This is a genomic window from Robiginitalea rubriflava (assembly GCF_052540725.1).
In genome coordinates this window covers 579,882-604,767 of record NZ_CP199309.1, presented here as the reverse complement: position 1 = coordinate 604,767, position 24,886 = coordinate 579,882, and the positions used below count along the sequence as shown (strand labels likewise).

Annotated in this window: 23 protein-coding genes; 12 read left to right on the top strand and 11 right to left on the bottom strand. The window is 47.4% G+C overall.

Going from position 1 to position 24,886, the window contains the following annotated elements:
• Positions 1–95 precede the first annotated feature (95 nt).
• From porG to murI, 6 genes are all read left to right on the top strand, one after another.
• A complete protein-coding gene (gene porG / locus ACT6NU_RS02765; protein ID WP_445382934.1) occupies positions 96–788 on the top strand; it encodes a type IX secretion system protein PorG in 693 nt (230 codons plus the stop codon).
• A gap of 5 nt (positions 789–793) precedes the next feature.
• Positions 794–1,534: an isoprenyl transferase gene (locus ACT6NU_RS02760; protein WP_445382933.1), complete on the top strand. Its 741-nt coding sequence runs from the start codon at positions 794–796 to the stop codon at positions 1,532–1,534.
• Entirely contained in the window at positions 1,506–4,160 is a 2,655-nt protein-coding gene (locus ACT6NU_RS02755) for a BamA/OMP85 family outer membrane protein (protein WP_445382932.1), read from the top strand. The genes ACT6NU_RS02760 and ACT6NU_RS02755 overlap by 29 nt, the downstream gene beginning before the upstream one ends.
• 104 nt (positions 4,161–4,264) lie before the next feature.
• Positions 4,265–5,089, top strand: a complete 825-nt coding sequence (locus ACT6NU_RS02750; protein ID WP_445382931.1) for an OmpH family outer membrane protein — start codon at positions 4,265–4,267, stop codon at positions 5,087–5,089.
• 44 nt (positions 5,090–5,133) lie between these two features.
• Entirely contained in the window at positions 5,134–5,643 is a 510-nt protein-coding gene (locus ACT6NU_RS02745; protein WP_445382930.1) for an OmpH family outer membrane protein, read from the top strand.
• 83 nt (positions 5,644–5,726) lie between these two features.
• Positions 5,727–6,521, top strand: a complete 795-nt coding sequence (gene murI / locus ACT6NU_RS02740; RefSeq protein ID WP_445382929.1) for a glutamate racemase — start codon at positions 5,727–5,729, stop codon at positions 6,519–6,521.
• On the opposite strand, the gene ACT6NU_RS02735 is transcribed toward murI, so the two are convergent.
• Complete coding sequence (locus ACT6NU_RS02735; RefSeq protein WP_445382928.1) at positions 6,518–7,015, bottom strand: dihydrofolate reductase; 498 nt, start codon at positions 7,013–7,015, stop codon at positions 6,518–6,520. The genes murI and ACT6NU_RS02735 overlap by 4 nt on opposite strands.
• Positions 7,012–7,401, bottom strand: coding sequence for a 2TM domain-containing protein (locus tag ACT6NU_RS02730; RefSeq protein WP_445382927.1), 390 nt, complete (start codon positions 7,399–7,401; stop codon positions 7,012–7,014). The genes ACT6NU_RS02735 and ACT6NU_RS02730 overlap by 4 nt, the downstream gene beginning before the upstream one ends.
• A gap of 50 nt (positions 7,402–7,451) precedes the next feature.
• Here ACT6NU_RS02730 and ACT6NU_RS02725 point away from each other — a divergent pair, with 50 nt between their 5' ends.
• Positions 7,452–8,540, top strand: coding sequence for an aminotransferase class V-fold PLP-dependent enzyme (locus ACT6NU_RS02725; RefSeq protein ID WP_445382926.1), 1,089 nt, complete (start codon positions 7,452–7,454; stop codon positions 8,538–8,540).
• A gap of 154 nt (positions 8,541–8,694) precedes the next feature.
• Complete coding sequence (locus ACT6NU_RS02720) at positions 8,695–8,991, top strand: isoamylase early set domain-containing protein (RefSeq protein WP_445382925.1); 297 nt, start codon at positions 8,695–8,697, stop codon at positions 8,989–8,991.
• 61 nt (positions 8,992–9,052) lie between these two features.
• Here ACT6NU_RS02720 and ACT6NU_RS02715 read toward each other — a convergent pair whose 3' ends face one another.
• The 8 genes from ACT6NU_RS02715 to ACT6NU_RS02680 form a co-directional block, all read right to left on the bottom strand.
• On the bottom strand, positions 9,053–9,334 hold the full coding sequence (locus tag ACT6NU_RS02715; RefSeq protein ID WP_445382924.1) for a DUF427 domain-containing protein: 282 nt from the start codon (positions 9,332–9,334) through the stop codon (positions 9,053–9,055).
• Positions 9,331–10,305: an L-histidine N(alpha)-methyltransferase gene (gene egtD / locus ACT6NU_RS02710; RefSeq protein ID WP_445382923.1), complete on the bottom strand. Its 975-nt coding sequence runs from the start codon at positions 10,303–10,305 to the stop codon at positions 9,331–9,333. Before egtD ends, ACT6NU_RS02715 begins: the two co-directional genes overlap by 4 nt.
• Before the next feature lie 18 nt (positions 10,306–10,323).
• Complete coding sequence (gene egtB, locus ACT6NU_RS02705; protein WP_445382922.1) at positions 10,324–11,487, bottom strand: ergothioneine biosynthesis protein EgtB; 1,164 nt, start codon at positions 11,485–11,487, stop codon at positions 10,324–10,326.
• Between the two features lie 186 nt (positions 11,488–11,673).
• Positions 11,674–12,498: a thymidylate synthase gene (locus ACT6NU_RS02700; protein WP_445382921.1), complete on the bottom strand. Its 825-nt coding sequence runs from the start codon at positions 12,496–12,498 to the stop codon at positions 11,674–11,676.
• A gap of 133 nt (positions 12,499–12,631) precedes the next feature.
• Positions 12,632–14,071 (bottom strand): NupC/NupG family nucleoside CNT transporter, encoded by a 1,440-nt coding sequence (locus tag ACT6NU_RS02695; protein WP_445383824.1) that lies wholly within the window; start codon positions 14,069–14,071, stop codon positions 12,632–12,634.
• 43 nt (positions 14,072–14,114) lie between these two features.
• Positions 14,115–14,747 (bottom strand): bifunctional nuclease domain-containing protein, encoded by a 633-nt coding sequence (locus ACT6NU_RS02690; protein ID WP_445382920.1) that lies wholly within the window; start codon positions 14,745–14,747, stop codon positions 14,115–14,117.
• A gap of 85 nt (positions 14,748–14,832) precedes the next feature.
• Positions 14,833–15,801, bottom strand: a complete 969-nt coding sequence (locus tag ACT6NU_RS02685) for an electron transfer flavoprotein subunit alpha/FixB family protein (RefSeq protein ID WP_445382919.1) — start codon at positions 15,799–15,801, stop codon at positions 14,833–14,835.
• Positions 15,802–15,839: 38 nt separating this feature from the next.
• Positions 15,840–16,586: an electron transfer flavoprotein subunit beta/FixA family protein gene (locus tag ACT6NU_RS02680; RefSeq protein ID WP_445382918.1), complete on the bottom strand. Its 747-nt coding sequence runs from the start codon at positions 16,584–16,586 to the stop codon at positions 15,840–15,842.
• Positions 16,587–16,708: 122 nt separating this feature from the next.
• On the opposite strand from ACT6NU_RS02680, the gene ACT6NU_RS02675 reads away from it, so the two are divergent.
• The 4 genes from ACT6NU_RS02675 to ACT6NU_RS02660 all read left to right on the top strand — a co-directional run bounded on the left by ACT6NU_RS02675 (position 16,709) and on the right by ACT6NU_RS02660 (position 24,006).
• A complete protein-coding gene (locus ACT6NU_RS02675) occupies positions 16,709–17,746 on the top strand; it encodes a pyruvate dehydrogenase complex E1 component subunit beta (protein WP_445383823.1) in 1,038 nt (345 codons plus the stop codon).
• Between the two features lie 162 nt (positions 17,747–17,908).
• Positions 17,909–20,401, top strand: coding sequence for a DUF5686 family protein (locus tag ACT6NU_RS02670; protein ID WP_445382917.1), 2,493 nt, complete (start codon positions 17,909–17,911; stop codon positions 20,399–20,401).
• Positions 20,402–20,520: 119 nt separating this feature from the next.
• On the top strand, positions 20,521–22,905 hold the full coding sequence (locus ACT6NU_RS02665) for a sodium-translocating pyrophosphatase (protein WP_445383822.1): 2,385 nt from the start codon (positions 20,521–20,523) through the stop codon (positions 22,903–22,905).
• A 99-nt stretch (positions 22,906–23,004) separates the two neighbouring features.
• Positions 23,005–24,006: an App1 family protein gene (locus tag ACT6NU_RS02660; RefSeq protein ID WP_445382916.1), complete on the top strand. Its 1,002-nt coding sequence runs from the start codon at positions 23,005–23,007 to the stop codon at positions 24,004–24,006.
• Here the strand turns inward: ACT6NU_RS02660 and ACT6NU_RS02655 are convergent.
• Positions 24,003–24,617, bottom strand: coding sequence for a deoxynucleoside kinase (locus ACT6NU_RS02655; RefSeq protein ID WP_445382915.1), 615 nt, complete (start codon positions 24,615–24,617; stop codon positions 24,003–24,005). The genes ACT6NU_RS02660 and ACT6NU_RS02655 overlap by 4 nt on opposite strands.
• Between the last annotated feature and the right edge of the window lie 269 nt (positions 24,618–24,886).

Below are 24,886 nucleotides of genomic sequence, written 5' to 3'. Positions count from 1 at the left end.
CCTACAAAAGTTGTTTATCAAATGAAACATAAATATGGTGTTTTTACTGCTGTCGTAGGGCGTTAAATTGCTATATTTGCAAACTTTTGGATTAGATGAGGATCGTTTTTGCCGTATTGTGCATGTTGATTTTCAGTTCGCTTCAGGGGCAAACCTACGAAGTGGGCTTATTTGCCGGAGGCGCCAATAATATTGGCGATATTGGCCGGATGAATTTCATACTGCCCAGCGGGCCTGCTTTTGGAGCCATCTTCAAATGGAACAAGAGCAAGCGTTACGCCTGGAGGGCTAGTGTGATTCAGGGAAGTTTTACGGCAGACGACAGCAAATCATCGCTCCAATCGAGAAGTCGGCGCGGCCTGAGAATGGATAACAGCATTCTGGAGGCATCAGCCGGTTTGGAAGTAAATTTTGTGGAGTACAACCTTCATAAAACTGGTCCGGCATTTACCCCATATTTGTATACGGGGATTACCTATTTCAGGTACGATTTTAATTATTTCGATGCCGGCCTGTTAATTGATGTGAATCAGCGAGAGGGATCATTTGCCATTCCGATGACGGTTGGGGCCAAATTGCGGCTCAACCAGCAATTAATCCTTGGGGCTGAAATTGGCGCCAGGTATACCTTTACGGATAACCTGGATGCAAGTAATCCGGAGGGTTCGAATTTCGAAGCCTTTCGGTTGGGGAATATTTTCAGTGATGACTGGTATGTTTTTTCAGGAATTACCCTGACGTATACCTTTGGAAGGAAGCCCTGCTCGGATTGCTTTGAGTATAATTAGGTTTGATGAACACTATAGAAGACTTAAAAGAGGGGCGTATACCTGCGCATCTGGCCATCATTATGGATGGCAATGGCCGCTGGGCCAAACAGCGGGGTAAACTCCGTGTCTTCGGTCATGAAAATGGAGTGCAGTCTGTGCGGGATGCCGTGGAGACCTCCGGAAAACTGGGAATAAAATACCTCACCCTATACGCCTTTAGCACAGAAAACTGGAATCGCCCCAAACTGGAGATAGACAGCCTGATGAGCCTTTTGGTGGCTTCCTTAAGGAAAGAAGTAAAGACGCTTCACAAGAATAATATCCGCCTCAATGCCATAGGTCGAATAGACAGCCTCCCAAGAAAGGTGCTGAGGCAGCTTAATGAAGTGATGGAACAGACCCGTCAGAACACTGCAATGACCCTTACACTTGCCCTTAGTTATGGTTCCAGGGAGGAGCTAACATCGGCTTTTAAGGCTATTGCATCCAAAGTTAAAAATAATATAATTTCACCCGATAATATTGATGAAACCATTATTAATGATCATCTTTACACGCACAATTTGCCGGACGTGGACTTGCTTATCCGAACCAGTGGGGAACATCGGATCAGCAATTTTTTATTATGGCAGATAGCCTATGCGGAATTGTATTTTACGGAAACATTCTGGCCGGATTTCAGAGAGGAGCACCTCCTAGAGGCTATTAAAAGTTATCAGAACAGAGAACGAAGATTTGGAAAAACAAGCGAACAAATTCATTAGTGGCAGTTCTGCAACCCTTCCACTAAAGCGGCTACTCCTAACCATAGCATTTCTTCTTACCGCCCTTGCCAACGCTCAGGATATATCCTATGAGAACGGGAAGACCTATATTCTCGGGGGTATTGAAGTTACTGGCTTACAGAGCTATAACGAACAAACCGTTAAAACCTATACCGGCCTAAGGGAAGGTCAGCCGATAACCATCCCGGGAGATGAGATAAGTGAAGTCATCAATAAGCTCTGGGGCCTGGAACTATTCAGCGATGTCTCCTTTTACATTACCCGAATAGAGGGGGAAGAGATATTCCTTGAATTGAATATCCTGGAACGCCCCTCGCTTTCCAAGGTGACATTTTACGGAGTTAAAAAGCGTAAGGTAGATGATCTGGTAAATGATACAGACCTCAAAAAGGGAAAGAAAATTACGGAAAGCCTGATTTCCAACACCCGAAACTATCTCGAAAACAAGTACAAAAAGCAGGGGTTCCTGAATGCCAGGGTCACCATTGCCACTTCCGCAGATACTTCGCAGACTAACGCACGCAACATGGTGATAAACGTCAATAAAGGCGACCGTGTTAAGGTGAAGGATATCGTTTTTGAGGGCAATGAGAAGCTCTCTGGTGGCAAACTACGGGGCGCCATGAAAAACACCAAGGAAAAAAAATTGGGTCGTTTCTGGAAGAAATCAAAATACATTGAGGCAGATTATCAGGAAGACCTCAAATCCCTGATCGACAAATATGCCGAAAATGGTTACAGGGATGCCCGTGTACTCTCCGATTCCATCGAGCGCATTGGCGATAACAAGATCAATATTCGCATTGCCGTGGAGGAAGGCAATAAATACTACTTTGGCGATATTGATTTTGTAGGTAATAGCGTTTACACAGACCGGCAGCTCAGCCAGGTCCTTGGGATTAAAAAAGGGGATACCTATAACGGGGTCTTATTGCGCAAAAGGATCGCAGACGACACCAAACCAGACGGCGAGGATATCACCAACCTCTATCAGAATAACGGCTATTTATTTTCACGGATTAACCCGGTAGAAGTTTCAGCCGAAAAGGATACCATCGATTTTGAAATTCGCATTATTGAAGGGAAGGAGACCTTTATCAACCGCGTAACAATCGGTGGAAACGAGGTAACCAATGACCATGTGATCTATCGGGAGATAAGGACACGGCCCGGCCAGCGATACAGCAAGGAAGACATTATCCGAACGGTGCGGGAACTGGGACAGCTGGGCTTTTTTGATCCGGAACAGATCAAGCCCACCATTGACAACCCAAACCCCAATGAGGGAACGGTGGACCTGAAACTGGATCTTGTAAAATCAGGCTCCAGCCAGGTAGAGTTGCAGGGAGGTTACGGCGGCGGCGGCTTTATAGGTACCCTTGGCCTGTCTTTTAACAACTTTTCAATTCAGAACCTATTTAATGGGGAAGCTTACAAGCCGGTACCCATGGGAGACGGCCAGACCTTTGCCCTGCGTTTACAGGCAAGCCGTACCTTCCGTGTCTACAGCCTGAATTTCTCGGAACCCTGGCTGGGTGGGCGTAAGCCGGTACGCTTTAACTTGTCGCTTTCCCGTACCCAGCAGTTCCTGGCGTCCTTTAACAATAGCGGAAGGGTACAGGTAGATAAAAACCAACAGTTCTCTATTACGGGTATTTCGGCCGGGTTGGCCAAGCGGGTGCAGTGGCCGGATGACTTTTTTACCATCTCGCATGCCCTGAGTTACCAGCTGTATAATTTCCAGAACTACAGGACCGGGCTGTTTAACTTTGGTAATGGCCAGTCCAATTCCTTTGCCTACACCTTTGGTATTTCCAGGAGTTCTGCAGGCCCGGGATTCATCTTCCCGCTTACAGGAAGTATTTTCGAAATTACAGCCAAGTTTACCCCGCCCTATTCGCTGTTTAGCAATAAGGATTTTTCGGGTCTGAAAGAGCGCAGTGAAGAACTGAACGAATTGCAGGTAGAACGGGCAAGGCTGGGGCAATCCCTGACCCCCGAAGAGCAAAGAGAACTGGAACAGGTAGACCAGGAGCGTTTCCGCTGGCTGGAATACTATAAGATCAAGTTTAAAGGAGACTGGTATTCCAGAATTGTAGGGAAACTGGTTTTACGGACCAATGCCGAATTTGGGTTTTTGGGAGCTTACAACAGTGAGGTTGGAAAAGTTCCTTTTGAGCGTTTCTTCCTTGGGGGAGACGGATTGGGGAGAAACTTTACCCTGGATGGCCGCGAAGTTATTCAGCTAAGGGGATACGAAAACAACTCCCTAACCCCGGTTGATCCGATTACCCAGCAACAGGAGGGCGGGATTGTATACAATAAGTATTCCCTGGAACTGCGCTACCCGCTTACCCTGAAGCCCACGGCCTCTATTTATGCCCTGACTTTTATGGAAGCCGGTAATTCATTCAACAATTTTACTGACTTTAATCCGTTTGCATTAAGAAGATCGGCCGGGGTAGGGCTCCGAATTTTTATGCCAGCCTTCGGACTGTTGGGAATTGACTTTGGATACGGTTTTGATGAAGATCTTAGGCCACAATCTGCTGGCCAGGGACCAAGCGGGTGGCAAACGCACTTTATTATTGGGCAACAATTCTGATCCCATGTCTGTTTTTAGATACAGTCCTTTTTTGTTAAATCGTTCATTTTAAAAGATTTAGTAATTTTGGCACGATATTTTCTATCATACAAAACAGTTCTGGAATGAAACACAAAATAATTATCCTTCTGGGCGTTCTTGGAATGTCATTAGTGGCTACGGCGCAGCGCGGAGTACGGATCGGTTACGTTGATATGGAATATATCCTTGAAAATGTTGAGGAATACCGGGAAGCAACTGAGCAGTTAGACAAGAGGGTTAACCAGTGGAAATCTGAAATTGAGGCCAAACAGCGCCTCATTGAACAGGAGAAAAAGGATTTGCTCGCAGAACGCGTATTGCTAACAGACGAGCTCATCCTTGAAAGGGAAGAGGAAATTCAGATTATGGAAAAGGAATTGCTGGATTATCAGCAGGCCCGTTTTGGACCCAGGGGGGACCTGGTGTTGCAAAAACAGCGCCTGATCCAGCCCATACAGGACCAGGTTTTTAATGAAGTACAGAAAATAGGAGCGAATAAAAAGTATGATTTTATTTTCGATAAATCGGCGGATGTCGTAATGTTGTACTCCGAAAAAAGGCATGATATCAGTGACCTGATTTTAAGGGGAATAGCCAGGACCAGAAGGGTCAGTAAGCCCCAGAAGAAAGCAGATGATCGCCTGGAACAGTTTGAAGGGGATGATGAGATTGAGGAATCTGTTTCAGAGGCCTTGCTCGAGCGGCAGACCCGGGCGGCAGAGGCCGAGGCAGCACGCCAGAAAGCTGCAACCGACAAAAGGTCTGAGGCACTGAAATTGAGAGAAGAGCGCAAGAAAGCATACGAAGCGAGAAGAAAGAAATTATTGGAAGAAAGGGAAGCCCGCAGGAAAGCCAAAGAGGAAGAACGCAAAGAGGCCACCGGAAAAGAAAAGGATTCAATAAACTAACATAGGATCAATTAGTAATAACTCAAATTAGCAAATTAAACATCATGAAACATTTAAAAAAGGTAGCTGTAGCGGTCGTTTTGTTTGTAGCTGCTACTGGCTTTATGCAAGCCCAGAGCAAGGTAGCTCATATTAACGTGACCGAGTTGTTAGCGCAAATGCCGGAGATGAAGGCTGCCCAGGCGGAACTCAAGAAATTGGAAGAAACCTACAAGGCAGACATTCAAAGTTCCGTAACTGAACTGAGAAACAAATACACTCAGTACAATAACGAAGCGAGTGCAAAAACCGATGAAGAGAACCAGAAAAGAGCACTGGAGCTTCAGGGGTTTGAAAAGAATATTGGAGAGGCCCAACAGGCCGCCCAGCAGGAACTCGGCAAGAAGCAGCAGGAATTGTACCAGCCTATATTGGAAAAAGCCAACAACGCTATCCAGAAAGTGGCTGCAGCCCAGGGGTATGACTACGTTGTTGATGCCAGTCCTGGCCTCGGATTGCTCGTCGCCAAAGGGAAGGACCTGATGCCTGAAGTTAAAAAGGAATTGGGATTCTAATAAAAAGAAAACCTGTTTAGTGAAACCGCCCATGTGATGGGCGGTTTTTTTATTTTTACAGATGCCTATGAGCATACGAGCAAATGAATAAGGAAAGAGCAGCAATTGGTATTTTTGATTCGGGGGTAGGGGGCTTGACGGTCTGGCGGGAACTCCTGCGGCTGCTTCCTGAAGAAAATACGATTTACCTTTCTGACGCTGCCAATGCCCCCTACGGAGAGAAATCCGTAGAAGAAATTTACCAGCTGAGCCGCAAAAACACCCAGTGGTTACTGGAAAAGGGCTGCAAGTTAATTGTAGTTGCCTGCAACACCGCTACCACCAATGCCATTTCCCGGCTGCGAAAGGAATTCGATGTACCTTTTATCGGAATCGAACCCGCCATCAAACCGGCTGCACTACAATCCAGGAGCAAGCGGATAGGGGTGCTAGCCACCAGGGGTACCCTGGCCAGCAATCTGTTTTCTTCCACTTCGGCATCCTATACAGCGGGGATTGAGGTAATCGGGCAGGAGGGTACCGGCCTGGTCGGGCTAATCGAAAAGGGCTTGCAGGATTCTGAAAATGCCCGGGAGCACCTGACAGGGCTACTCAGTCCGATGCTGGACAGGGGCATTGATCATCTGGTGCTGGGCTGTACGCATTATCCACTGCTCATACCCCAGCTCAGGGAAATATTACCCGAATCGGTGCAAATCGTGGACTGCGGCCCTGCCGTTGCCCGTCAAACCCGTGCTGTATTAAAAGCTGAGGCATTGCTGAATCCATCCGGGGAACCGGGTACCCATCAGGTGTACACCAATGCAGATCCGGCAGTGATGAACCGGGTACTCAATGAAATGGAAAGGCCCGAAAAGGCAAATGCGGCAGAATTTTAAGATCTCGGCACATAAGACAAATAGGTAAAGGCATACTTATGCCGCTCGTCTGCCGGATGGTGTTCTTCCGCTATGAGTTTCCAATTTGCTTCCTCGATTTTGGGGAACCAGGTATCTGCTGCAAAGCTGGCATGTACCCGGGTGAGTTCAATTGAGGTGGCGTAGGGCAGGAACTGATGGTATATTTCACCTCCCCCGATAATAAAGGCTTTGTCCAGTTTTGATACAACTGAAAGGGCGGCCTTTACAGAATGCACAACCGTACAATCCGCGTGGGATACAGTATACTGGGTGTCCCTGGTAATGATCAGGTGCTTCCGGTTAGGCAGCGGCCTGGGAAAACTCTCAAAAGTTTTCCGACCCATAATGATGGTATGTCCCGAAGTAATTCGCTTAAATCTTTTGAAATCATCCGGAAGGTGCCAGGGCAGGTCGTTATCCTTCCCCAATTCATTGTGCTCGCCTGCGGCTGCAATTAAAATCAGTTGCGTCAAAGGTCTTTTTTTTTAGGTGGTTCGGGAAGCGGATGGGAAGCTTCCACTTCTTTCTGAAGCGCACGGATACGCTCCTGCTGTTTCTGGAGCAATTGTTCCCGCTGTCTGCGTTCCCATTGTTGTCCCATAAAGGGGTCCATAATGAAAACCTGCACCAGGTGGACCAGTAGAAAAAAACTCCACACCAAAATTACCCAGAGATACCAGTCATAGGTTTCGCCGTACTTCAGGATCTTGTTCAGGAAAACAATGAAAACTGATCCGATCAGAAAAAATACGAAATGGCGATAGAGGTTTTTTTTCTGCCGGATACGCCTCTGGGCGTATTCAACTTGTTCGTGCTGTTCAAGGTCCAGTGTAGTTCCCTTTTTGTTTTTAGATAACATCCGAATATGTATCTTTAAAAGCAAAGATAACGGAAATTCAACTCAGTCTTATGGATGCTTTTAAGAGCTTCAGAAAACATTTTCCAGCCCTGGAGGTGCATACCTATCTCAACACAGCAGCCTGGGGCCTGTTGCATGACGGCTTACTGGAGTGGCGGCAGGAAGACGATCTGGATTATCTGACGGGAGGAAGTGAAATGAAAATCCCGGCGCTGAAGATCCTGGACCAGACCCGTAACCGGATCTCGGACTGCTTTAATTGCGTTTCTGACCGAATAGCATTGATTCCCAATTTTTCACTGGGCCTCAACCTGCTTCTGGAAGGCCTGCCCAAAGACAAAAAGGTTCTGTTGCTGGAGGGAGACTATCCTTCTGTAAACTGGCCCTTTGAAACCCGTGGGTTTCAACTGCAGCATATTCGGGTTTCCAATGAGCTGTTGCAGGATATCCGGGAGGCAGTCAGCACCCATCAAATTGAGGTCCTTGCCCTGAGTATGGTTCAGTGGATAGGGGGAGAAATGATCTCCCCTGAGAAGCTTTCACAACTGAAAACGGAATTCCCAAACCTGCTGATCATTGCCGATGGCACCCAGTATCTCGGCGCTTTTGAAATGGATTTTGAGAAATCCGGAATAGATGTTCTCGGGGCCAGTGGTTATAAGTGGCTTTTGGGGGGGAATGGGAATGGTTTTATGTGTTTCCGTGAGGGAATAGAGGCAATTTTTGATATCCCAACTTCAGGCTTTAATTCGGTGGAGGCCGATCTCAGCCGGAAGGATGCAATTCCCTTCGCAAAGAAATTAGAGCCCGGACACCTGGATACCCATAATTTCGGCAGCCTGTATTTTTCCCTGGGATTGTTGCAGGATTTGGGGCTGTCTGAAATTGACCATTACAATCGCCTACTGAGCCAAAAAATTCAAGTTGAATTACAGTCCCTGGGTTTGTGGACCAATGGTTTGCCTACAAAACAACACAGTACCATTTTTAATATTCCCGATACAAACCATCGCTATTCAAAGCTTCGCAAAAACGATATTGTCTGTTCGCGAAGAGGGGAGGGGATACGCTTAAGCTTTCATTGCTATAATTCTGAAAACGACCTGGACAGGCTTCTCGAAGTGATAAAAACCACCTGAGCCCGGTTTCAGCTTAATAATTTAACCCCCAATATTTTAAGAAGATTAAGGCAATCTATTTTCTATTTTACGAAAATGATAAATCTATTTGGCCAAATTGTGTTTTAAACCTTTTATGCGTTGCTTTGCACTAAAATTTGAAAAACAACAAATCATGGCAATAAAGAAACAATATCTGAAATCCAAGCCGGTATGCAAGGTAACTTTTACCGTACCTGCTGAAGAAGCTAAAAAAGTAGCTGTAGTGGGAGACTTCAATAACTGGAATCCCAAGGGCAGCCTTTTAAAGAAATTGAAAAACGGAACCTTCAAGGGTACTTTTGACCTTCCAAAAGAGAATTCTTATGAATTCCGTTACCTGGTAGACGGCTCCTACATCAATGAGACTGAAGCAGACCGCTACCAGTGGAATGACTATGCCGGAGCTGAGAACGCAGTTCTGGAAGTGTAAACAACGAGCTTATTGCAAAGCGCTAAACGGGTCTTCCTCAGGGAAGGTCCGTTTTTATTTTTCAGGAAATCACCTGAACACCTTTCCAGAAAGCTATTCGCCCTTCAATTTCCCTGGCCGCATGGCTGGCTTCAGGATAATACCAGGCGGCATCCGGGTTCAGTTGCCCTTTAACCAGAAGGCTGTAATACGATGCCTTTCCTTTCCAGGGGCAGTGCGTATGGGTATCACTTGGGATAAAATATTCTTTACGAAGGCTTGATTCGGGAAAGTAATGATTGTTTTCCACTACTACAGTATCCTCGCTTTCGGCGATTACCTCGCCCTGCCATATTGCTTTCATACGTTTCTTTTTTTAAAGAGATAGTTTTTATAGTATCCCCGGCTGTCTGAAAATTCCTCCAGGACTTCCAGCCCGGCCTCCCTGGCCAGCCATTGAACCGTGGTGTTGTCGTATTTTTGGGATAATTCAACGTGTATGCTTTCCCAGGGGTAAAAGGATACGCTTAAATCCAGAGCCTCGATACGTACCTCCATGGCCTCTGTAGCCAGCAAATAGCTTTTGGCCGAACCGCTTTGCGGGTCGTAAACCTCCCAGTGTGTGAATTTATCCAGATCAAAAGCTCCCCCGAACTCCTGGTTGATGCGCCTCAGTATGTTCTTATTAAATGCCGCGGTTACCCCTGTAGCATCATTATAGGCATCCAGTATTTTCTGTGGGTCCTTTTTCTGGTCAAAGCCCACCAGCAAAAAGTCCCCCTCCCGCATTGCCTGCTGCAGGCCCCTTAAAAATTGAACCGCCTCCGGATGCAGCATATTGCCGATATTGGATCCGAGAAACAGGATTACCTTACGATCTTCGTTGAGGGTATTGATTTGCTCCAGCATTTGAAAGTAAGTGCCCTTCCAGGGGTCTATGGCCAGCCCGGGAAATTCGCTATTCAGACGGTTTTCCAATTCCTCCAGGGCATTTTCACTGATATCAATAGGCATAAAGGTGAAAGAGGCCCCACGGGTTCTAAGGGATTGCAATAATAGCCTGGTTTTGGTCCCGTCCCCGGCACCCAGTTCAATAAGGTTAAAGTGATTTTGGTCAGGGGAAAAGATTTCTGCCAGTGCCGTTTTATTTTCCGCCAGGATCTCCATCTCACAGCGGGTGAGGTAATACTCCGGCAATTGCATAATTTGCTGGAACAATTTATCTCCCTGCTGATCGTAAATATAGCGTGAAGGCAGGTGTTTCGGATTGTCGCTAAGGCCGTTCACCACGTCTTGAGCAAAATCTGATAGTAATTGGTTTTTCTTTTTATGCATATAAATCTTTAGTCGGAATTAGCGCGCAAACCTTAAGCCCGTATACTGCCAGCGCAAATGCGGATGAAAAAAATTGCGGTAAGTAGCCCTTGAATGCCCCGGAGGGGTGGCTACGGATGCCCCCCTTAAGACTTTCTGGTTAACCATAAATTTTCCGTTGTACTCCCCCAGGGCTCCGGGAGCTTTTGAAAAGCCAGGGTAAGGGCTATAGGCGCTTTCTGTCCATTCCCATCGCAGCCCCCAGTCAAACATACTTTGGGCTGCTTCCCATTCAAATTCCGTAGGCAGGCGAAAGCCTTTCCACTGGGCTAGGGCAAAGGCTTCGTAATAGGATATGTGCGCCAGCGGGGCTTCCGGTTTAACCGGTATCAGCCCTTGTAGTGTATAATAATGCCAGACCCCGTCTATACAATGCCAGTATAGCGGTGCCTGAATATTTTCCGCATTTACCCAGTCCCAGCCCTCGGCATGCCATAGTTCAAATCGTTTATAACCTCCATCAGCAATAAAGTCCAGCATTAACTGATTGGTTGCAGGCTGGGAGGCAATGTCAAAGTCCTGCAACAGCACCTGGTGGCACCCCAGTTCATTGTCAAAACAAAAGCCCGCTCCCTGATGTCCTATGGTATAAGTGCCAGCCGGGATGGAAATCCAATGGGAAGCTTCCGCAGGCTCGGGGTACTCCTGTGGGGGCTTGTCTGAATAAGCGGGTAGCAAGGGGTTATGGCCAAGGATGTATTTGATGTCGGTTAGCAGTAACTCCTGATGTTGTTGTTCGTGATGTATACCAATCTCCAGCAATGACAGTAAGTCATCGGATACTTCCCGGTTTAGCAATTCCAACAGATGGTCCGTTACATAGTTGCGGTAGGCATATACCTCAGATACCGGGGGGCGGGATAAATTTCCACGCTCTCCGCGAATGACCCGTTTCCCCATGGCCTCGTAGTAGCTGTTGAAGACAAAAGCAAAGTCTTCGTGGAAATTACGGTAGCCGGGATACTTTCGTTCCAGGATAAAGGCCTCAAAAAACCAGCTGCTATGCCCCAAATGCCATTTGGGCGGAGACACAAAGTCTACCGGTTGCACTACATAATCTTCTGTCTGGAGGGGGGTACAGATTTTTTCTGTGAGCGATCGGGTGGTTAAAAACTGTTCGGCCCGGTTTAAGGTAAGCGGCATGGCATCTTTTCCCTAAAGATAGAAAAATATCACGTCGGGGCCCAAAGTTACTGGGGTTACCCTCCCGAACTCAGTTGACCGGATTCAATAATTTATGATTTTAGTTATTCCTAAAAGGGCTTTAAGTGATGCCTTTAAGGGATAGACAATTAGCAGAGAAAGGGTTGGCGGCTGTTACTTAAAACCTTAAACAGCTACAGCTCCTTTGATATGTGGGTGCGGGTCGTAATTTTCCAGTTGGAAATCTTCAAAGCGGAAGGCAAACAGATCCTTGATTTCCGGATTCAGTTTCATGCTGGGTAAGGGGCGGAGTTCTCTGCTCAGTTGTAACTGAATCTGTTCCATATGGTTGTTATAAATATGGGCATCTCCGAAGGTATGTATAAAATCTCCTGGCTGCAGATCGCAGACCTGAGCAATCATCAGGGTTAACAGCGCATAGGACGCGATATTGAAAGGAACGCCCAGAAAGATATCGGCAGAGCGCTGATAGAGCTGGCAGGACAATTTACCGTCTGCCACGTAAAACTGAAAAAAGGCATGACAGGGAGGTAGGGCCGCTTTACCGGCTGCTACATTTTCGGCAAAGGAAAGCGAGGTGTCCGGTAATACGGACGGATTCCAGGCGGCAACCAGCATCCGGCGGCTGTCCGGGTTATTTTTCAAGGTGCTGAGCAGATGTTGGATCTGGTCGATATTTTCAGAATTCCAGTTGCGCCACTGATGCCCGTAAACCGGCCCCAGGTCACCGTTTTCGTCGGCCCATTCATTCCAGATCCGCACGCCGTTTTCCTGCAGGTATTCCACGTTGGTATCTCCTTTGAGGAACCAAAGCAGCTCATGGATTACCGATTTAACATGGATTTTCTTGGTGGTCACCAAGGGAAAGCCTTCAGACAGGTCAAACCGCATTTGGTAACCAAAAACACTTAGTGTTCCGGTTCCGGTTCGGTCTGTTTTGGATTGTCCGTTTTCCAGTACGTGGTTCAGCAGGTCGTGGTATTGTTTCATAAGGGCCTGATTATTTTTCGCTCTTGATCTTTTCCAATAGGCGCAGACTAAAATAAACAATGCGGAGGTGGTTCATACTGATGGTGCGGGCTTTTTTTCCACTACTTATCAACCCCTGAGGACAACTAACAGATCAGCCCAGTATCATTCCGGCCAGGGTGGCCGAGAGCAGGGAGGCCAGGGTACCTCCGAGAACTGCTTTTAAGCCGAATTCGGATAGGGTCTTTCGCTGTCCGGGAGCGAGGGAACCGATACCACCGATCTGAATGCCAATGGAGGCGAAATTTGCAAATCCGCACAGCATATAGGTGGCCATCAGTACAGACTTCTGGTAGTTCAGATGGGTGTCATTGGTAAAGTCTTTTAATTCGGCCAATTGAATGTAGCCTACAAATTCACTGGCCGCCAGTTTGATCCCCAGCAGCTGCCCCATCATCATGATATCCTGGGAATTTACCCCGATCAGCCACATAAGCGGGGCAAAAATTGCCCCGAGAATGGCTTCAAGCGAGAGGGAGTCATAGGGGGTGTTAGCAGCAATCCAATCATTGAGACTGCTGAGGTCTCCCACCCAGCCTAAAATGCCGTTGAGCATGGCAATGAAGGCCACAAATACCAGTAACATAGCCCCGACATTGACCGCCAATTTCAGGCCTTCGGTTGTTCCGTTGGCAATGGCATCCAGGATATTGCTCCCAATTTTTTCATTGGAAATACGAATAACGCTGTCTACCGCTTCGGTTTGCGGATAGAGCATTTTGGAGATTACAATCGCTCCAGGGGCTGCCATTACTGAGGCGGCAATCAGGTGGCGCGCGAATTCCAGACGCAATTCCGGGTTGTTGCCCCCCAGAAAACCGATATAAGCTGCTAAAACGCCACCGGCAACCGTGGCCATCCCGCCAATCATAACCAGCAGGATTTCAGAGCGGTTCATCTTCTCCAGATAAGCCTTTATCAGCAGCGGTGCCTCAGTCTGGCCAAGGAAAATATTACCTGCCACACTAAGGCTTTCAGGACCAGAAATCCCCAGGGAGCGGCTTAGCAGCCAGGCCAGGCCTTTTACAATTTTTTGAATGATCCCCAGATAATACAGTACCGAGGTTAGGGCTGAAAAGAAGATGATGGTAGGGAGGATCTGGAAGGCAAAAACATAACCGATGTTGGCATTATCCAAATCCATCAGGTTCCCAAACAAGAAGGTGCTACCGGCGATGGTGAAATTGAGGATACTGTTGAAAAACTGTCCCAACAGGTTAAAGAACCATTGTACGGCCGGCACTTTCAGCACCCCTATGGCCAGTAAAAGCTGTATGGCCAGCCCGATTCCCACCGTCCGCCACTGTATACGCCTGCGGTTGGCGCTAAACAGGTAAGCCACCGCCAGCAAGACCAACATTCCCAGGATACCCCTTAGCAGCGAATCTGTCCCGAACCCCTCATTGGGGATAATCTCCCGCAGCACTGGTTCGTTTATATCATTTAGGACACTTGTATCTGCCTGTTGGACTATGCTATCGGTAACGGGAGTTTGGGCCTGCAGGGCTGATGTCCCAATAATGGCGTGACCCATTAGTACAAGACACCAAAAAATAAAGGTCCGCGGGGCTTTCAAATCAGCTTTTTCGTTTAGAAATTTCGTCCCGTAAATGGGCCGCTTTTTCGTAGTCTTCACTGGCAACGGCCTTTTCCAGTTCTTTGTGTAATTCGTCCAGGCTCATTTCTTTATAGGCGGAGGTGGCGGCAGAGTCAATCTCGACAGCCTCGCTTTCCTGCAGAATTTCGTCCACTACAATACTGTCGTCCTTATCTTCTTTTTCCTTGTCTTTACTCGAAAATTTCAGGAAGATTCCCGCCTTGTCAAGAATGGTCTTGTAGGTAAAAATAGGCGCGTCAAACCTTAGCGCCAGGGCAATGGCATCGCTGGTTCGGGCATCGATTATCTCTTCTATCTTGTCCCTTTCGCAAATAATACTGGAATAGAACACCCCGTCTACCAGTTTATGGATGATTACCTGCTTGATCACTATGTCGAAACGGTCCGCAAAATTTTTAAAAAGATCGTGGGTAAGCGGCCGGGGGGGCTTGATTTCTTTTTCGAGTGCTATAGCTATAGACTGGGCTTCAAAGGCTCCTATCACGATAGGTAATTTTCGGTCACCTTCCACTTCATTAAGAATCAGGGCGTAGGCGCCATTTTGTGTCTGGCTGTACGAGATTCCTTTTATTTTCAACCTTACTAGGCTCATAAATATCTGTAAATAAAGAAGGGCTGTTAAATAACAGGGTTGTCCGGTCATTTAACAGCCCTTTAAAGGGACAAATTAACAAAAATTAGCCGTTTTGAGCTTTAAATTCCTTTAATTTTTCGACCAGTTCGGGTACCACATCAAAGGCATCACCCACCACTCCGTAGTCTGCCGCTTTAAAGAAAGGTGCTTCTGGATCGGTATTGATGACCACTTTGGTTTTTGAGGCATTTACCCCGGCCAGGTGCTGGATGGCACCCGAAATTCCAATAGCGATATAAAGGTTGCTGGCAACTGGTTTTCCCGTTTGCCCCACGTGCTCCCCGTGTGGCCTCCAGCCGAGGTCGGAAACCGGCTTGGAACAAGCGGTGGCTGCCCCGAGTACCTCTGCCAGTTCTTCAATCATCCCCCAGTTTTCAGGACCCTTAAGGCCCCTTCCCCCGGAGACGACAATTTCTGCATCTGCAATAGTTACTTTGTCTGTGGCCTTGTCAACCGATACCGACTGGGTACTGAAGGCTTCTTCGGGCAGGTTGGCCTCAAAAGTTTCAATGACGGCATCTCCTGCTTTCTCAATTAGTCCGAAGGCATTGTTGGAGACTCCTATAATGGCTTTATCGCTCTTGATTTCAGTAATGGCAAAACCTTTGTTGCTGAATGCGGTACGTTTTACCGTTAGGGGAGAGGTGCTTTCCGGCAGAGCTACTACATTTGGGGTATAACCGGCTCCGAGCATACCTCCCAGCAGGGAAGCGGCGAATTTAGAGTCCGTACTGGAGCTCACTATTACAATACTGGAACCTGTTTGGTCTGCCGCCTGTTTTAAAGCCATGGCAATTGCCTTGGCGTTAAATACGGACAAGCGGTCTTCTGACAGGTTCAAAACCTTTGAAATGCCATAGGCCCCCAGGGCTTCCGGTTGGGACGCATTAACAGCCAGGGCAATGGCATCTGTTCCCAGCTCTGAAGCCAGGGCAGTGGCATAACTGGCCACCTCAAAGGCAGATTTTTTAAAATTTCCTTTTTCTGTTTCGGTATATACGAGTACTGACATGTTGTGTAAGACTATTTTTTTATTTGGTTTTGGGATCTTTAAATGACCTTAGCTTCGTTATGGAGCAATGAGATCAATTCATCCAGCTTATCGGGATCAACCAGTTTAACGGGGCCTTTGGGAGCCGGTTTTTCATATCGGACCTCCTCGGTACCCTTTGCGGCATCGGTGGCAGGTATAACTTCCAGTTTTTTCTGCCTTGCCATCATAATTCCGCGCATGTTTGGAATTCGCAGGTCGCTTTCCTCCACCAGGCCTTTCTGACCCCCTATAATCAGTGGGAGGCTGGTTTCCAGGGTTTCCTTTCCTCCGTCAATTTCCCGGACCGCCTTGGCCTTGTCCCCTTCAATTTCCAGTTGTATACAGGTGTTGACAAAATTCATACCCAGCATGGACGCAATCATTCCGGGCACCATCCCGCCGTTATAGTCAATGGATTCCCTTCCTGCAATTACCAGGTCGTAGCCCCCGTCTTTAATGATTGCTGCCAATTGGTTGGCAACAAAAAGGCCATCGGTGGGCGCTGCGTCAACCCGGATGGCTTCGTCAGCTCCTATTGCCAGTGCCTTGCGCATAACGGGCTCCACGGTGGCCAGGCCAACGGTTGCAATATGGACAGTAGCCCCTTGCTTTTCTTTGAACCACATGGCACGGGTAAGGCCGAACTCGTCATTCGGATTAATTACAAATTGTACCCCATTGGTGTCGAAGGCCGTATTGTCGGCAGTAAAGTTAATTTTTGAAGTAGTATCCGGAACGCTGCTGATACAGACTAAAATCTTCATATGACCGTTATTTTCAATTTTTTTTACGGCTGCTAAGATAGCCAATATTTTTCAAAAATACTATGCATGCATAATAAAATTCTTCCAAATTTTACTTTTCCCGAATCTGGTTTTGCCGTATTATTTTCTATTTTTACGGGCATTTTAATGATAAAAGCCCGGAGGGGCAGAATTTAAACGGAATGAAGACATTACAATTCAGAGAAGCCATTGCCGAAGCCATGTCGGAGGAGATGCGCCGGGACGATTCCATTTACCTGATGGGAGAAGAAGTTGCAGAATACAACGGGGCCTATAAAGCTTCAAAAGGAATGCTGGATGAATTTGGTCCGGAGCGGGTAATAGACACTCCTATTTCAGAACTGGGTTTTGCCGGGATCGGGGTAGGTTCTGCCATGATCGGAAACCGTCCGATAATCGAATTCATGACTTTTAATTTCTCCCTGGTAGGGATAGACCAGATAATCAATAATGCCGCAAAAATGAGGCAGATGTCCGGAGGGCAATTCAATATCCCTATCGTTTTCAGGGGCCCCACCGCTTCTGCAGGACAACTTGCCGCCACGCATTCACAGGCCTTTGAAAGCTGGTTTGCCAATTGCCCGGGTCTGAAGGTGGTGGTACCTTCCAATCCAAAGGACGCCAAGGGGTTGCTCAAGTCTGCCATCCGCGACGATGACCCTGTTATTTTTATGGAGTCCGAACAGATGTACGGAGACAAGGGGGAGGTTCCCGAAGGAGAATTTACCATCCCGCTAGGAGTGGCCGAAATAGGCCGGGAAGGAACAGACGTGACCATTGTTTCCTTTGGCAAGATTATCAAGGATGCCTACAAAGCGGCTGAAAAGTTACAGGAAGAGGGCATTTCGTGTGAAATAATTGATTTGCGCACTGTAAGGCCGCTGGATATAGAGTCTGTATTGCAATCTGTACGCAAAACCAATCGTCTGGTGATACTTGAAGAGGCCTGGCCTTTCGGAAATGTAGCCACAGAAATAACCTATCAGGTTCAGGATAAAGCTTTTGACTACCTGGATGCGCCTATTGTCAAAATAAACACAGCCGATACCCCGGCTCCTTATTCCCCGGTGCTCCTGGAGGAATGGCTTCCCAACCATGAGGACGTTATCAAGGCGGTAAAGAAGGTGATGTACAAATAGAAACAGCTTGCGCAAGCTGTGTAAACTTCGCAGACGAATGATAAGTATGCGAAGTTTTTTAATTAAAACCATAAGCTATCCGGACAGTACTTTACTCTTATAATAAAGAATTTTCGGCACTGTTTTTGACCGATTTCATAAGCTGAACAAAGTCTAAAGTACATGCGTATATCCTTTTGTTTGCTATTCCTGCTAACGGGTTTTCTGGCTTTAGGCCAAACCAAGGCCGGTGGGCTGGTTACCGACAGCAACGGAGAGGAGGTTGCCTTCGCCAATGTCTTGTTCAAGAATTCAACAGAAGGCACTATCACCAACGATAATGGCCGTTTTTACCTGGAATCAGAATCGGATTACGACACGCTGGTCGTTTCCTTTGTGGGATATGCCACCCGCGAAATAGTTCTGGAAAGGCGCGTCAATCTGCAGATGGAAATTGTTTTAGATGAGGGGGAACAACTGGATGAGGTAATCCTTTACGTGGGGAGGCAGTCCAAAAAGAACAATCCCGCTATCGATATCCTCAGAAAAATATGGGCCAAAAAGCGTATCAACGGCCTGAAAATGTTTGATCAGTATCAGTACGACGAATACGAAAAGGTTGAATTTGATCTTAATACCATAGACAGTGCCCTGATGCAGAGCAAGGTCTTCAAAGGGCTCGAATTTGTGTTTAAAGACCTGGATACCTCCCGAATTACCGGAAAGACCTACCTGCCCATCTTTATCAATGAAAAAATCACCAAGGTGCAGGGAGACAACAAAATGGCCGTGGAACGACGGGACGTACTGGGGAATAAAAATTCCGGCTTCAGCAATAACCAGGCAATTATCGCCTTCGTGCAGGACCTCTATTCCGAATACGACATATATAGCAACTACCTCAAGTTCTTTGACAAAAGCTTTACCAGCCCTTTATCACGAACGGGGATAGATACCTATAATTATGTGCTTTCAGACAGCGCCTACATCAACGATAAATGGTGTTACAACATTATTTATTACCCCAGGCGGAAAAACGAGCTCACTTTCAAGGGAGATTTCTGGGTAAACGATACCACTTTTGCGATTGCAAAAATAAACCTGGAAGTAACCAAGAGTGCCAATATCAATTGGGTCAAGGAGATTTACATCGAACAGGATTTTGAGGTCCTTTCCGATTCGGTATTCCTGCTCAAAAGGGATTATATGCTTTCTGATTTTGCCTTTAGCAAAAAGGAATCCTCCAGGGGGGTCTATGGAAAACGGACCACGGTGTATGACAACTACTTTTTTAACAGGGAGTTGCCCAGGAGTTTTTACAAAAACGAATCCGACCCCTTTGATCCCAGGGTGTTTGAGCGGGATTCAATTTTCTGGGAGCAAAACCGGCTGGAGGCTTTAAATAAAGATGAAGCGGGAATCTATAAACTGCTGGACACCCTGCGGACCGTACCCAAATTCAGGACCTATTACAATATTGCCAGTATCCTGGGTTCCGGTTATATCGAAATTGACAAATGGAATCTGGATATAGGGGATATCTACAGCATTTTCGGGTACAATGACGCCGAGGGCATCCGCCTCAGGGGTGGAGCCCGCACCTATTTTGGCCAGAACGACCCCTGGCGGCTGGAAGGATATATGGCCTACGGTTTCATGGACAGGCGGTTTAAATACGGGATCTCAGGGAAATGGTTGCTGGATCGGAAAAACCGCCTGATTATTTCAGGGGGTAACCGGCGCGATGTGGAACAACTGGGCCTCAGCCTTACCTCCACTACAGATGTGCTGGGAAGGAGTATAGCTTCCAGTGCGGTATTTACCGTGGGGCAGAATAACCGCCTGACCAATATCAACCTGAGTACGCTGAACATAGAAGCGGAGCCCCTTGCCAATTTCAGGTTGCGCTTTGGAGGTAGTTTCAGGACACTTCGCTCCGCCCTGCCGGATGCTTTCAGCCTGGATTATATTGACCCGGATGCCCCGGGAGGGATTTCTTCGAAGATCAAGCAATTCGAACTGTCCACTACCCTGATTTATACCCCCGGGAAACGCACCATCGGTTACGGGGTTGAAAGACGCGATATCAACAATGATTACAGTACCCTGTTTTTGCAATATACCCAGGGGCTGCAGGGATTTCTGGAAAGTGATTTTGATTATCAGCGATTGCAGTTTTCCTATAGCCAACCCTGGCAGGTTGGGGGATTCGGTCGCCTGTACAGCACCGTGGAAGTCGGGAAGACGTTTGGGGAGGTACCTCTGGGGCTGCTCAATGTGATCCCGGGAAACCAAACATTTTTCTCCATTTACAATACTTTTCCGAACCTTGATTTTTATGAATTCGTTACAGATACCTATGCTTCGGTGCATCTGGAACACAATTTTAACGGACGCTTGTTTTCACGTCTGCCCCTGATCCGGAAATGGAATCTGCGAGAGATTGTCGGGATAAGGGGGGCATGGGGATCCCTTTCCGATGCCAACATCGCTCTGAGTGCTCCGGCCAATATACCGTTGCAGGCTCCTGATGAGCAGATTTACTGGGAGTATTCTTTTGGAGTGGGCAATATTTTTAAAATTTTCAGGATAGACTTCAATTTCAGGGGAAATTACCTCGACAATCCTGACGCCCGGGCCTTCAGTATTACGGGTGCCTTTGGGATACATTTCTGAAATAGATTCAGAGGCTTGTCCAGATTTCAGGAAGCATTTCGCGATGGAAAAATAGCTTTTATATTCTAAACCCTTTTACTACTTTTGCAGCCGCTTTAAATAACTAAATAACTGACATGATGGAACAAATCGTGAATTATTTATGGGTCTTCGGACTTTTGGGACTCCTCTTTGTATTTGTTAAAAATGCATGGGTATCCAAACAGGAAGAAGGAGATCCTAAAATGGCTCGAATCGCCAAAAACATTGCCGACGGTGCGATGTCCTTCCTCAAGGCTGAATACAAAGTTTTGATGGTATTTGTCGCCGCCGTTGCTGTCCTTCTTTTCTTTAAAGGACAAAATGAGGCAGGATCAAACGGAATGGTTGCCGTATCCTTTATTGTAGGGGCAATCTGTTCTGCACTTGCCGGGTTTATTGGAATGAAAGTGGCTACCAAAGCCAACGTGCGAACCACGCATGCCGCCCGTACCTCTCTTGGAAAAGCCCTTGAGGTTGCTTTTGCAGGAGGTTCCGTTATGGGGATGGGTGTTGTAGGCCTCGGCGTTCTCGGATTGAGCGGGCTGTTCACGTTTTACAGCGGACAAGGCTGGGCCATTGGGGAAGTACTGAATGTACTCTCCGGCTTTTCACTTGGCGCTTCGTCCATCGCCCTTTTTGCCCGTGTGGGCGGGGGGATTTATACCAAGGCTGCTGATGTGGGAGCCGACCTGGTAGGAAAAGTGGAGGCCGGGATTCCGGAAGACCACCCGCTTAATCCTGCCACCATTGCTGATAACGTTGGGGATAATGTTGGGGACGTAGCCGGAATGGGTGCCGACCTTTTTGAATCTTATGTAGGGTCCATCATCGGAACTATGGTATTGGGAGCCTCCTTTGTAGTGCTGCCCGAATTCCAGGAAGCTTTTGACGGCCTGGGGGCTGTATACCTTCCATTGGTTCTGGCCGGTGTCGGGATAGTAATGTCCATTCTGGGAACTTTTTTCGTTCGTGTAAAGGATGGAGGATCTCCGCACAGAGCCCTCAATACTGGAGAGATCGTATCAGCAGTCTTTATGCTGGTAGCCTCTTACTTCCTGATCGACCTGATGCTGCCTTCCAGCTGGGTTGAAGGTGGGAAGGAATTCTCTTCACTAGGCGTATTCTGGGCAACTATCGCAGGATTGGTTGCCGGCTTACTGGTTGGAAAAGTAACTGAGTATTATACCGGAACCGGAACCAAACCCGTAAAATCAATAGTTCGGCAGTCAGAAACAGGGGCGGCTACCAATATTATTGCAGGATTGGGCGTGGGGATGATGTCTACCGCTATTCCTATCATTTTGATTGCAGCAGCCATCCTGGTATCCCATTATTTTGCCGGGCTCTACGGAATTGCTATTGCAGCCGTTGGAATGCTGGCCAATACCGGAATTCAGCTGGCGGTAGATGCATATGGTCCTATTTCGGACAACGCAGGAGGTATCGCAGAGATGTCTGAACTTCCGCCTGAAGTAAGGGAGCGTACCGACAAACTGGATGCGGTTGGTAATACCACTGCAGCCATTGGAAAGGGATTTGCAATTGCCTCTGCAGCTCTAACAGCCTTGGCGCTGTTTGCTGCCTTTATGAAAACAGCCAATGTAACCGCTATTGACGTATCCCGTCCGGATATCATGGCAGGCTTACTGTTAGGAGGGATGCTTCCCTTTGTATTCTCAGCACTGTCAATGAACGCTGTTGGACGCGCTGCCATGGCTATGATCGAAGAGGTGAGGCGTCAATTCCGTGATATTCCACAGCTCAAAGCAGCTCTGGAAGTCATGCGGAAGTATGATTCGGATATGTCTAAAGCATCAGAGGCAGACCGCAAGATATTTGACGAGGCGGATGGAGTGGCTGAATACGAGAAATGTGTTGCTATTTCCACCCAGGCTTCTATTAAGGAAATGGTGTTACCAGGATTGCTGGCTATTGCCGTGCCTGTTGCTATCGGGTTTATCGGCGGAGCCGAAATGCTCGGAGGCCTGCTGGCAGGAGTTACCACTGCCGGGGTGCTGATGGCTATATTCCAGTCCAATGCCGGAGGTGCATGGGACAACGCCAAGAAAATGATAGAGGAGCAGGGGCGTAAGGGAACAGACGCCCATAAAGCTGCTGTTGTTGGGGATACCGTTGGAGATCCATTCAAGGATACTTCCGGGCCTTCCCTTAACATTCTTTTGAAGCTCATTTCGGTTGTGGCCCTGGTAATAGCACCCAGTATTGCCCTTTCAGCAGATGCTATTACGGCCTATGCTGAAAAATCGGAAACCAGCACCCGTGTGGAAGTGAAAATGGAAAGTGACGAGGCAGGCATGTATACCGCCCTGGTTACGACAACCACCACTGAGAACGGGGAAGCTTCTGTTACTGAAGAAACCATTAAGGGAACCAAAGAAGATGTTCAGGCCCAACTGGACAAGCTGGCACCTGTAGGAGCTTCAAAAAAGGTAGAAAAGGAAATAAAGGTCATAACGGAGTAAACAGACTGTTATTCATACCTATTGAAAGCCCCGGGAGTTCTTCCGGGGCTTTTTTTTGACAACCGTTTGGGAAGGGGTGTTCTTTTGTACATTTAAGGCATGTTTATCCGTGGTAAAAACGACCCCCTTCAACTAATCTCCTTTCTGAGTTATGGAACGGACACCCAATTGTTCGCACGTGGCAGGGCTCTGGAAGATCCTGAAATAGACCTGGGGCAGAAGGGCTTGTTCCGGCTTATTTTTAACAGCTGGGAACGCTTTGATACGGACCAGATACGGAACTGCCCGCTGCAACTTCGCCTGCCGGATGGCAGAAGCCTGGAAGCACAAACCGACTCCCAGGGTTATTTCCTGGTCGATACCAGGGTCGAAAACCTGAAGGCTTTGGCAAATTCTGAAGGATGGGTCCCCTATGAGGTCTCCTTTTCAGCCCCGGATGGCAAGCGCAGCGTGCTGCGCGATAACCGCTTCCCCGGAACTTTCCTGATCCCTTCACCTTCAGCCCGCTTTGGGATTATAAGCGATATAGATGATACCATCCTGCACACGGGGGTGACCTCATATATGAAATGGCAGGTAATCATCAATACCCTTTTTAAACATGCGGAAAGCCGGATCCCCCTTCATGGCGCGGCAGAGCTCTATCAGAAACTGCATGCCGGAACCGACGGAAAACAGGCGAACCCGGTTTTTTATGTAAGCCACAGCCCCTGGAACCTATACCGTTACCTGGAATATTTCCTTAAGAAAAACCATTTTCCAAAAGGACCCATCCTGCTCAGAAGTATGGCCAGCTTGTTAGGACGGAAAAAAACACCCGGGCCCCACAAACAGCTCGCCATTGAAAACATCCTTCAGACCTATAAGGAGCTGCCTTTTATCCTGATTGGAGACAGCGGGGAACGGGATGCCGATATCTATCTTGAAATTTCCCGGAAATTTCCCGGTCGGATCAAAGCAATATTCCTGCGCACAGTCCGTCACCGGGGGCGGATGAGACGGGTAAGGGCACTTATAAAACAAGAGCAGCAGACCCCGGTATTTTTGGTAGATGATAGTTGGGAGTTTCAGGCGTATGCCCGAAAATTAGGATTGGTTTAAAACAGACCGTGGATTTCGGCATCAATTTTATTGATTACCTCTCCAAGGTGTTCAGGGTTGTCCACAAAATCGAGCCGGTCTACGTCAATGACCAGCAACTTGCCCTTTTCATAACTCTGAACCCAGGCCTCATACCGCTCATTGAGCCTGCTCAGGTAATCGATAGAGATGGAATTTTCGTAATCCCGCCCTCTTTTATGAATCTGATTGACCAGGTTCGGGATGGAAGACCTCAGGTAAATTAACAGGTCAGGAGGGAGGACCAGGCTTTCCATCAGCTCAAACAGGCTGGAGTAATTGGTGAAGTCCCGATTGGTCATCAGCCCCATGGCGTGGAGGTTAGGGGCAAAAATATGAGCATCTTCATAGATGGTGCGATCCTGAATCACATTTTTCCCGCTTTCGCGGATTTTCAGGATCTGCCGGTACCGGCTGTTCAGGAAATAGATCTGCAGGTTAAAACTCCAGCGTTCCATCTGGGTGTAGAAGTCGTCCAGATACGGATTGTCCACCACGTCCTCAAAATGGGCTTCCCATCTGTAGTGTTTGGAAAGGAGCTTCGTTAGGGTTGTTTTACCGGCGCCAATGTTGCCGGCAACTGCAATATGCATGCTGATCTTATTTGTGTTTAGTTGTCTGGAATAGGGTTGAGCAATATACGAAGTATCTCCTGCTATGGGAAAAAAATTAGATGAAATAAGGGAGAAATCTCAACAGATCAGTTTGTATCACGCATCTCTTTCATTGCCAGGAGATAAAACGGGCCTTTACTATTTAAAACGGAACTTCTAAACTTTATCATCCAAAGAATTGTAATAAATCTGGTTGGGATATGCTGGGGGTTTAAAAAAGTAGCTTTTTTAATTTCCAATTTTGCCGA

Bases quoted from the DNA above. Each gene is read 5' to 3' on its own strand.
- egtD (WP_445382923.1), bottom strand. From the start codon at position 10,305: ATGCATAAAAAGAAAAACCAATTACTATCAGATTTTGCTCAAGACGTG.
- porG (WP_445382934.1), top strand. From the start codon at position 96: ATGAGGATCGTTTTTGCCGTATTGTGCATGTTGATTTTCAGTTCGCTT.
- ACT6NU_RS02690 (WP_445382920.1), bottom strand. From the start codon at position 14,747: ATGAGCCTAGTAAGGTTGAAAATAAAAGGAATCTCGTACAGCCAGACA.
- ACT6NU_RS02700 (WP_445382921.1), bottom strand. From the start codon at position 12,498: ATGAAACAATACCACGACCTGCTGAACCACGTACTGGAAAACGGACAA.
- ACT6NU_RS02685 (WP_445382919.1), bottom strand. From the start codon at position 15,801: ATGTCAGTACTCGTATATACCGAAACAGAAAAAGGAAATTTTAAAAAA.
- ACT6NU_RS02670 (WP_445382917.1), top strand. From the start codon at position 17,909: ATGCGTATATCCTTTTGTTTGCTATTCCTGCTAACGGGTTTTCTGGCT.
- ACT6NU_RS02660 (WP_445382916.1), top strand. From the start codon at position 23,005: ATGTTTATCCGTGGTAAAAACGACCCCCTTCAACTAATCTCCTTTCTG.
- ACT6NU_RS02665 (WP_445383822.1), top strand. From the start codon at position 20,521: ATGGAACAAATCGTGAATTATTTATGGGTCTTCGGACTTTTGGGACTC.
- murI (WP_445382929.1), top strand. From the start codon at position 5,727: ATGAATAAGGAAAGAGCAGCAATTGGTATTTTTGATTCGGGGGTAGGG.
- ACT6NU_RS02760 (WP_445382933.1), top strand. From the start codon at position 794: ATGAACACTATAGAAGACTTAAAAGAGGGGCGTATACCTGCGCATCTG.
- ACT6NU_RS02655 (WP_445382915.1), bottom strand. From the start codon at position 24,617: ATGCATATTGCAGTTGCCGGCAACATTGGCGCCGGTAAAACAACCCTA.
- egtB (WP_445382922.1), bottom strand. From the start codon at position 11,487: ATGCCGCTTACCTTAAACCGGGCCGAACAGTTTTTAACCACCCGATCG.
- ACT6NU_RS02680 (WP_445382918.1), bottom strand. From the start codon at position 16,586: ATGAAGATTTTAGTCTGTATCAGCAGCGTTCCGGATACTACTTCAAAA.
- ACT6NU_RS02725 (WP_445382926.1), top strand. From the start codon at position 7,452: ATGGATGCTTTTAAGAGCTTCAGAAAACATTTTCCAGCCCTGGAGGTG.
- ACT6NU_RS02730 (WP_445382927.1), bottom strand. From the start codon at position 7,401: ATGTTATCTAAAAACAAAAAGGGAACTACACTGGACCTTGAACAGCAC.
- ACT6NU_RS02715 (WP_445382924.1), bottom strand. From the start codon at position 9,334: ATGAAAGCAATATGGCAGGGCGAGGTAATCGCCGAAAGCGAGGATACT.
- ACT6NU_RS02745 (WP_445382930.1), top strand. From the start codon at position 5,134: ATGAAACATTTAAAAAAGGTAGCTGTAGCGGTCGTTTTGTTTGTAGCT.
- ACT6NU_RS02750 (WP_445382931.1), top strand. From the start codon at position 4,265: ATGAAACACAAAATAATTATCCTTCTGGGCGTTCTTGGAATGTCATTA.
- ACT6NU_RS02720 (WP_445382925.1), top strand. From the start codon at position 8,695: ATGGCAATAAAGAAACAATATCTGAAATCCAAGCCGGTATGCAAGGTA.
- ACT6NU_RS02695 (WP_445383824.1), bottom strand. From the start codon at position 14,071: ATGGGTCACGCCATTATTGGGACATCAGCCCTGCAGGCCCAAACTCCC.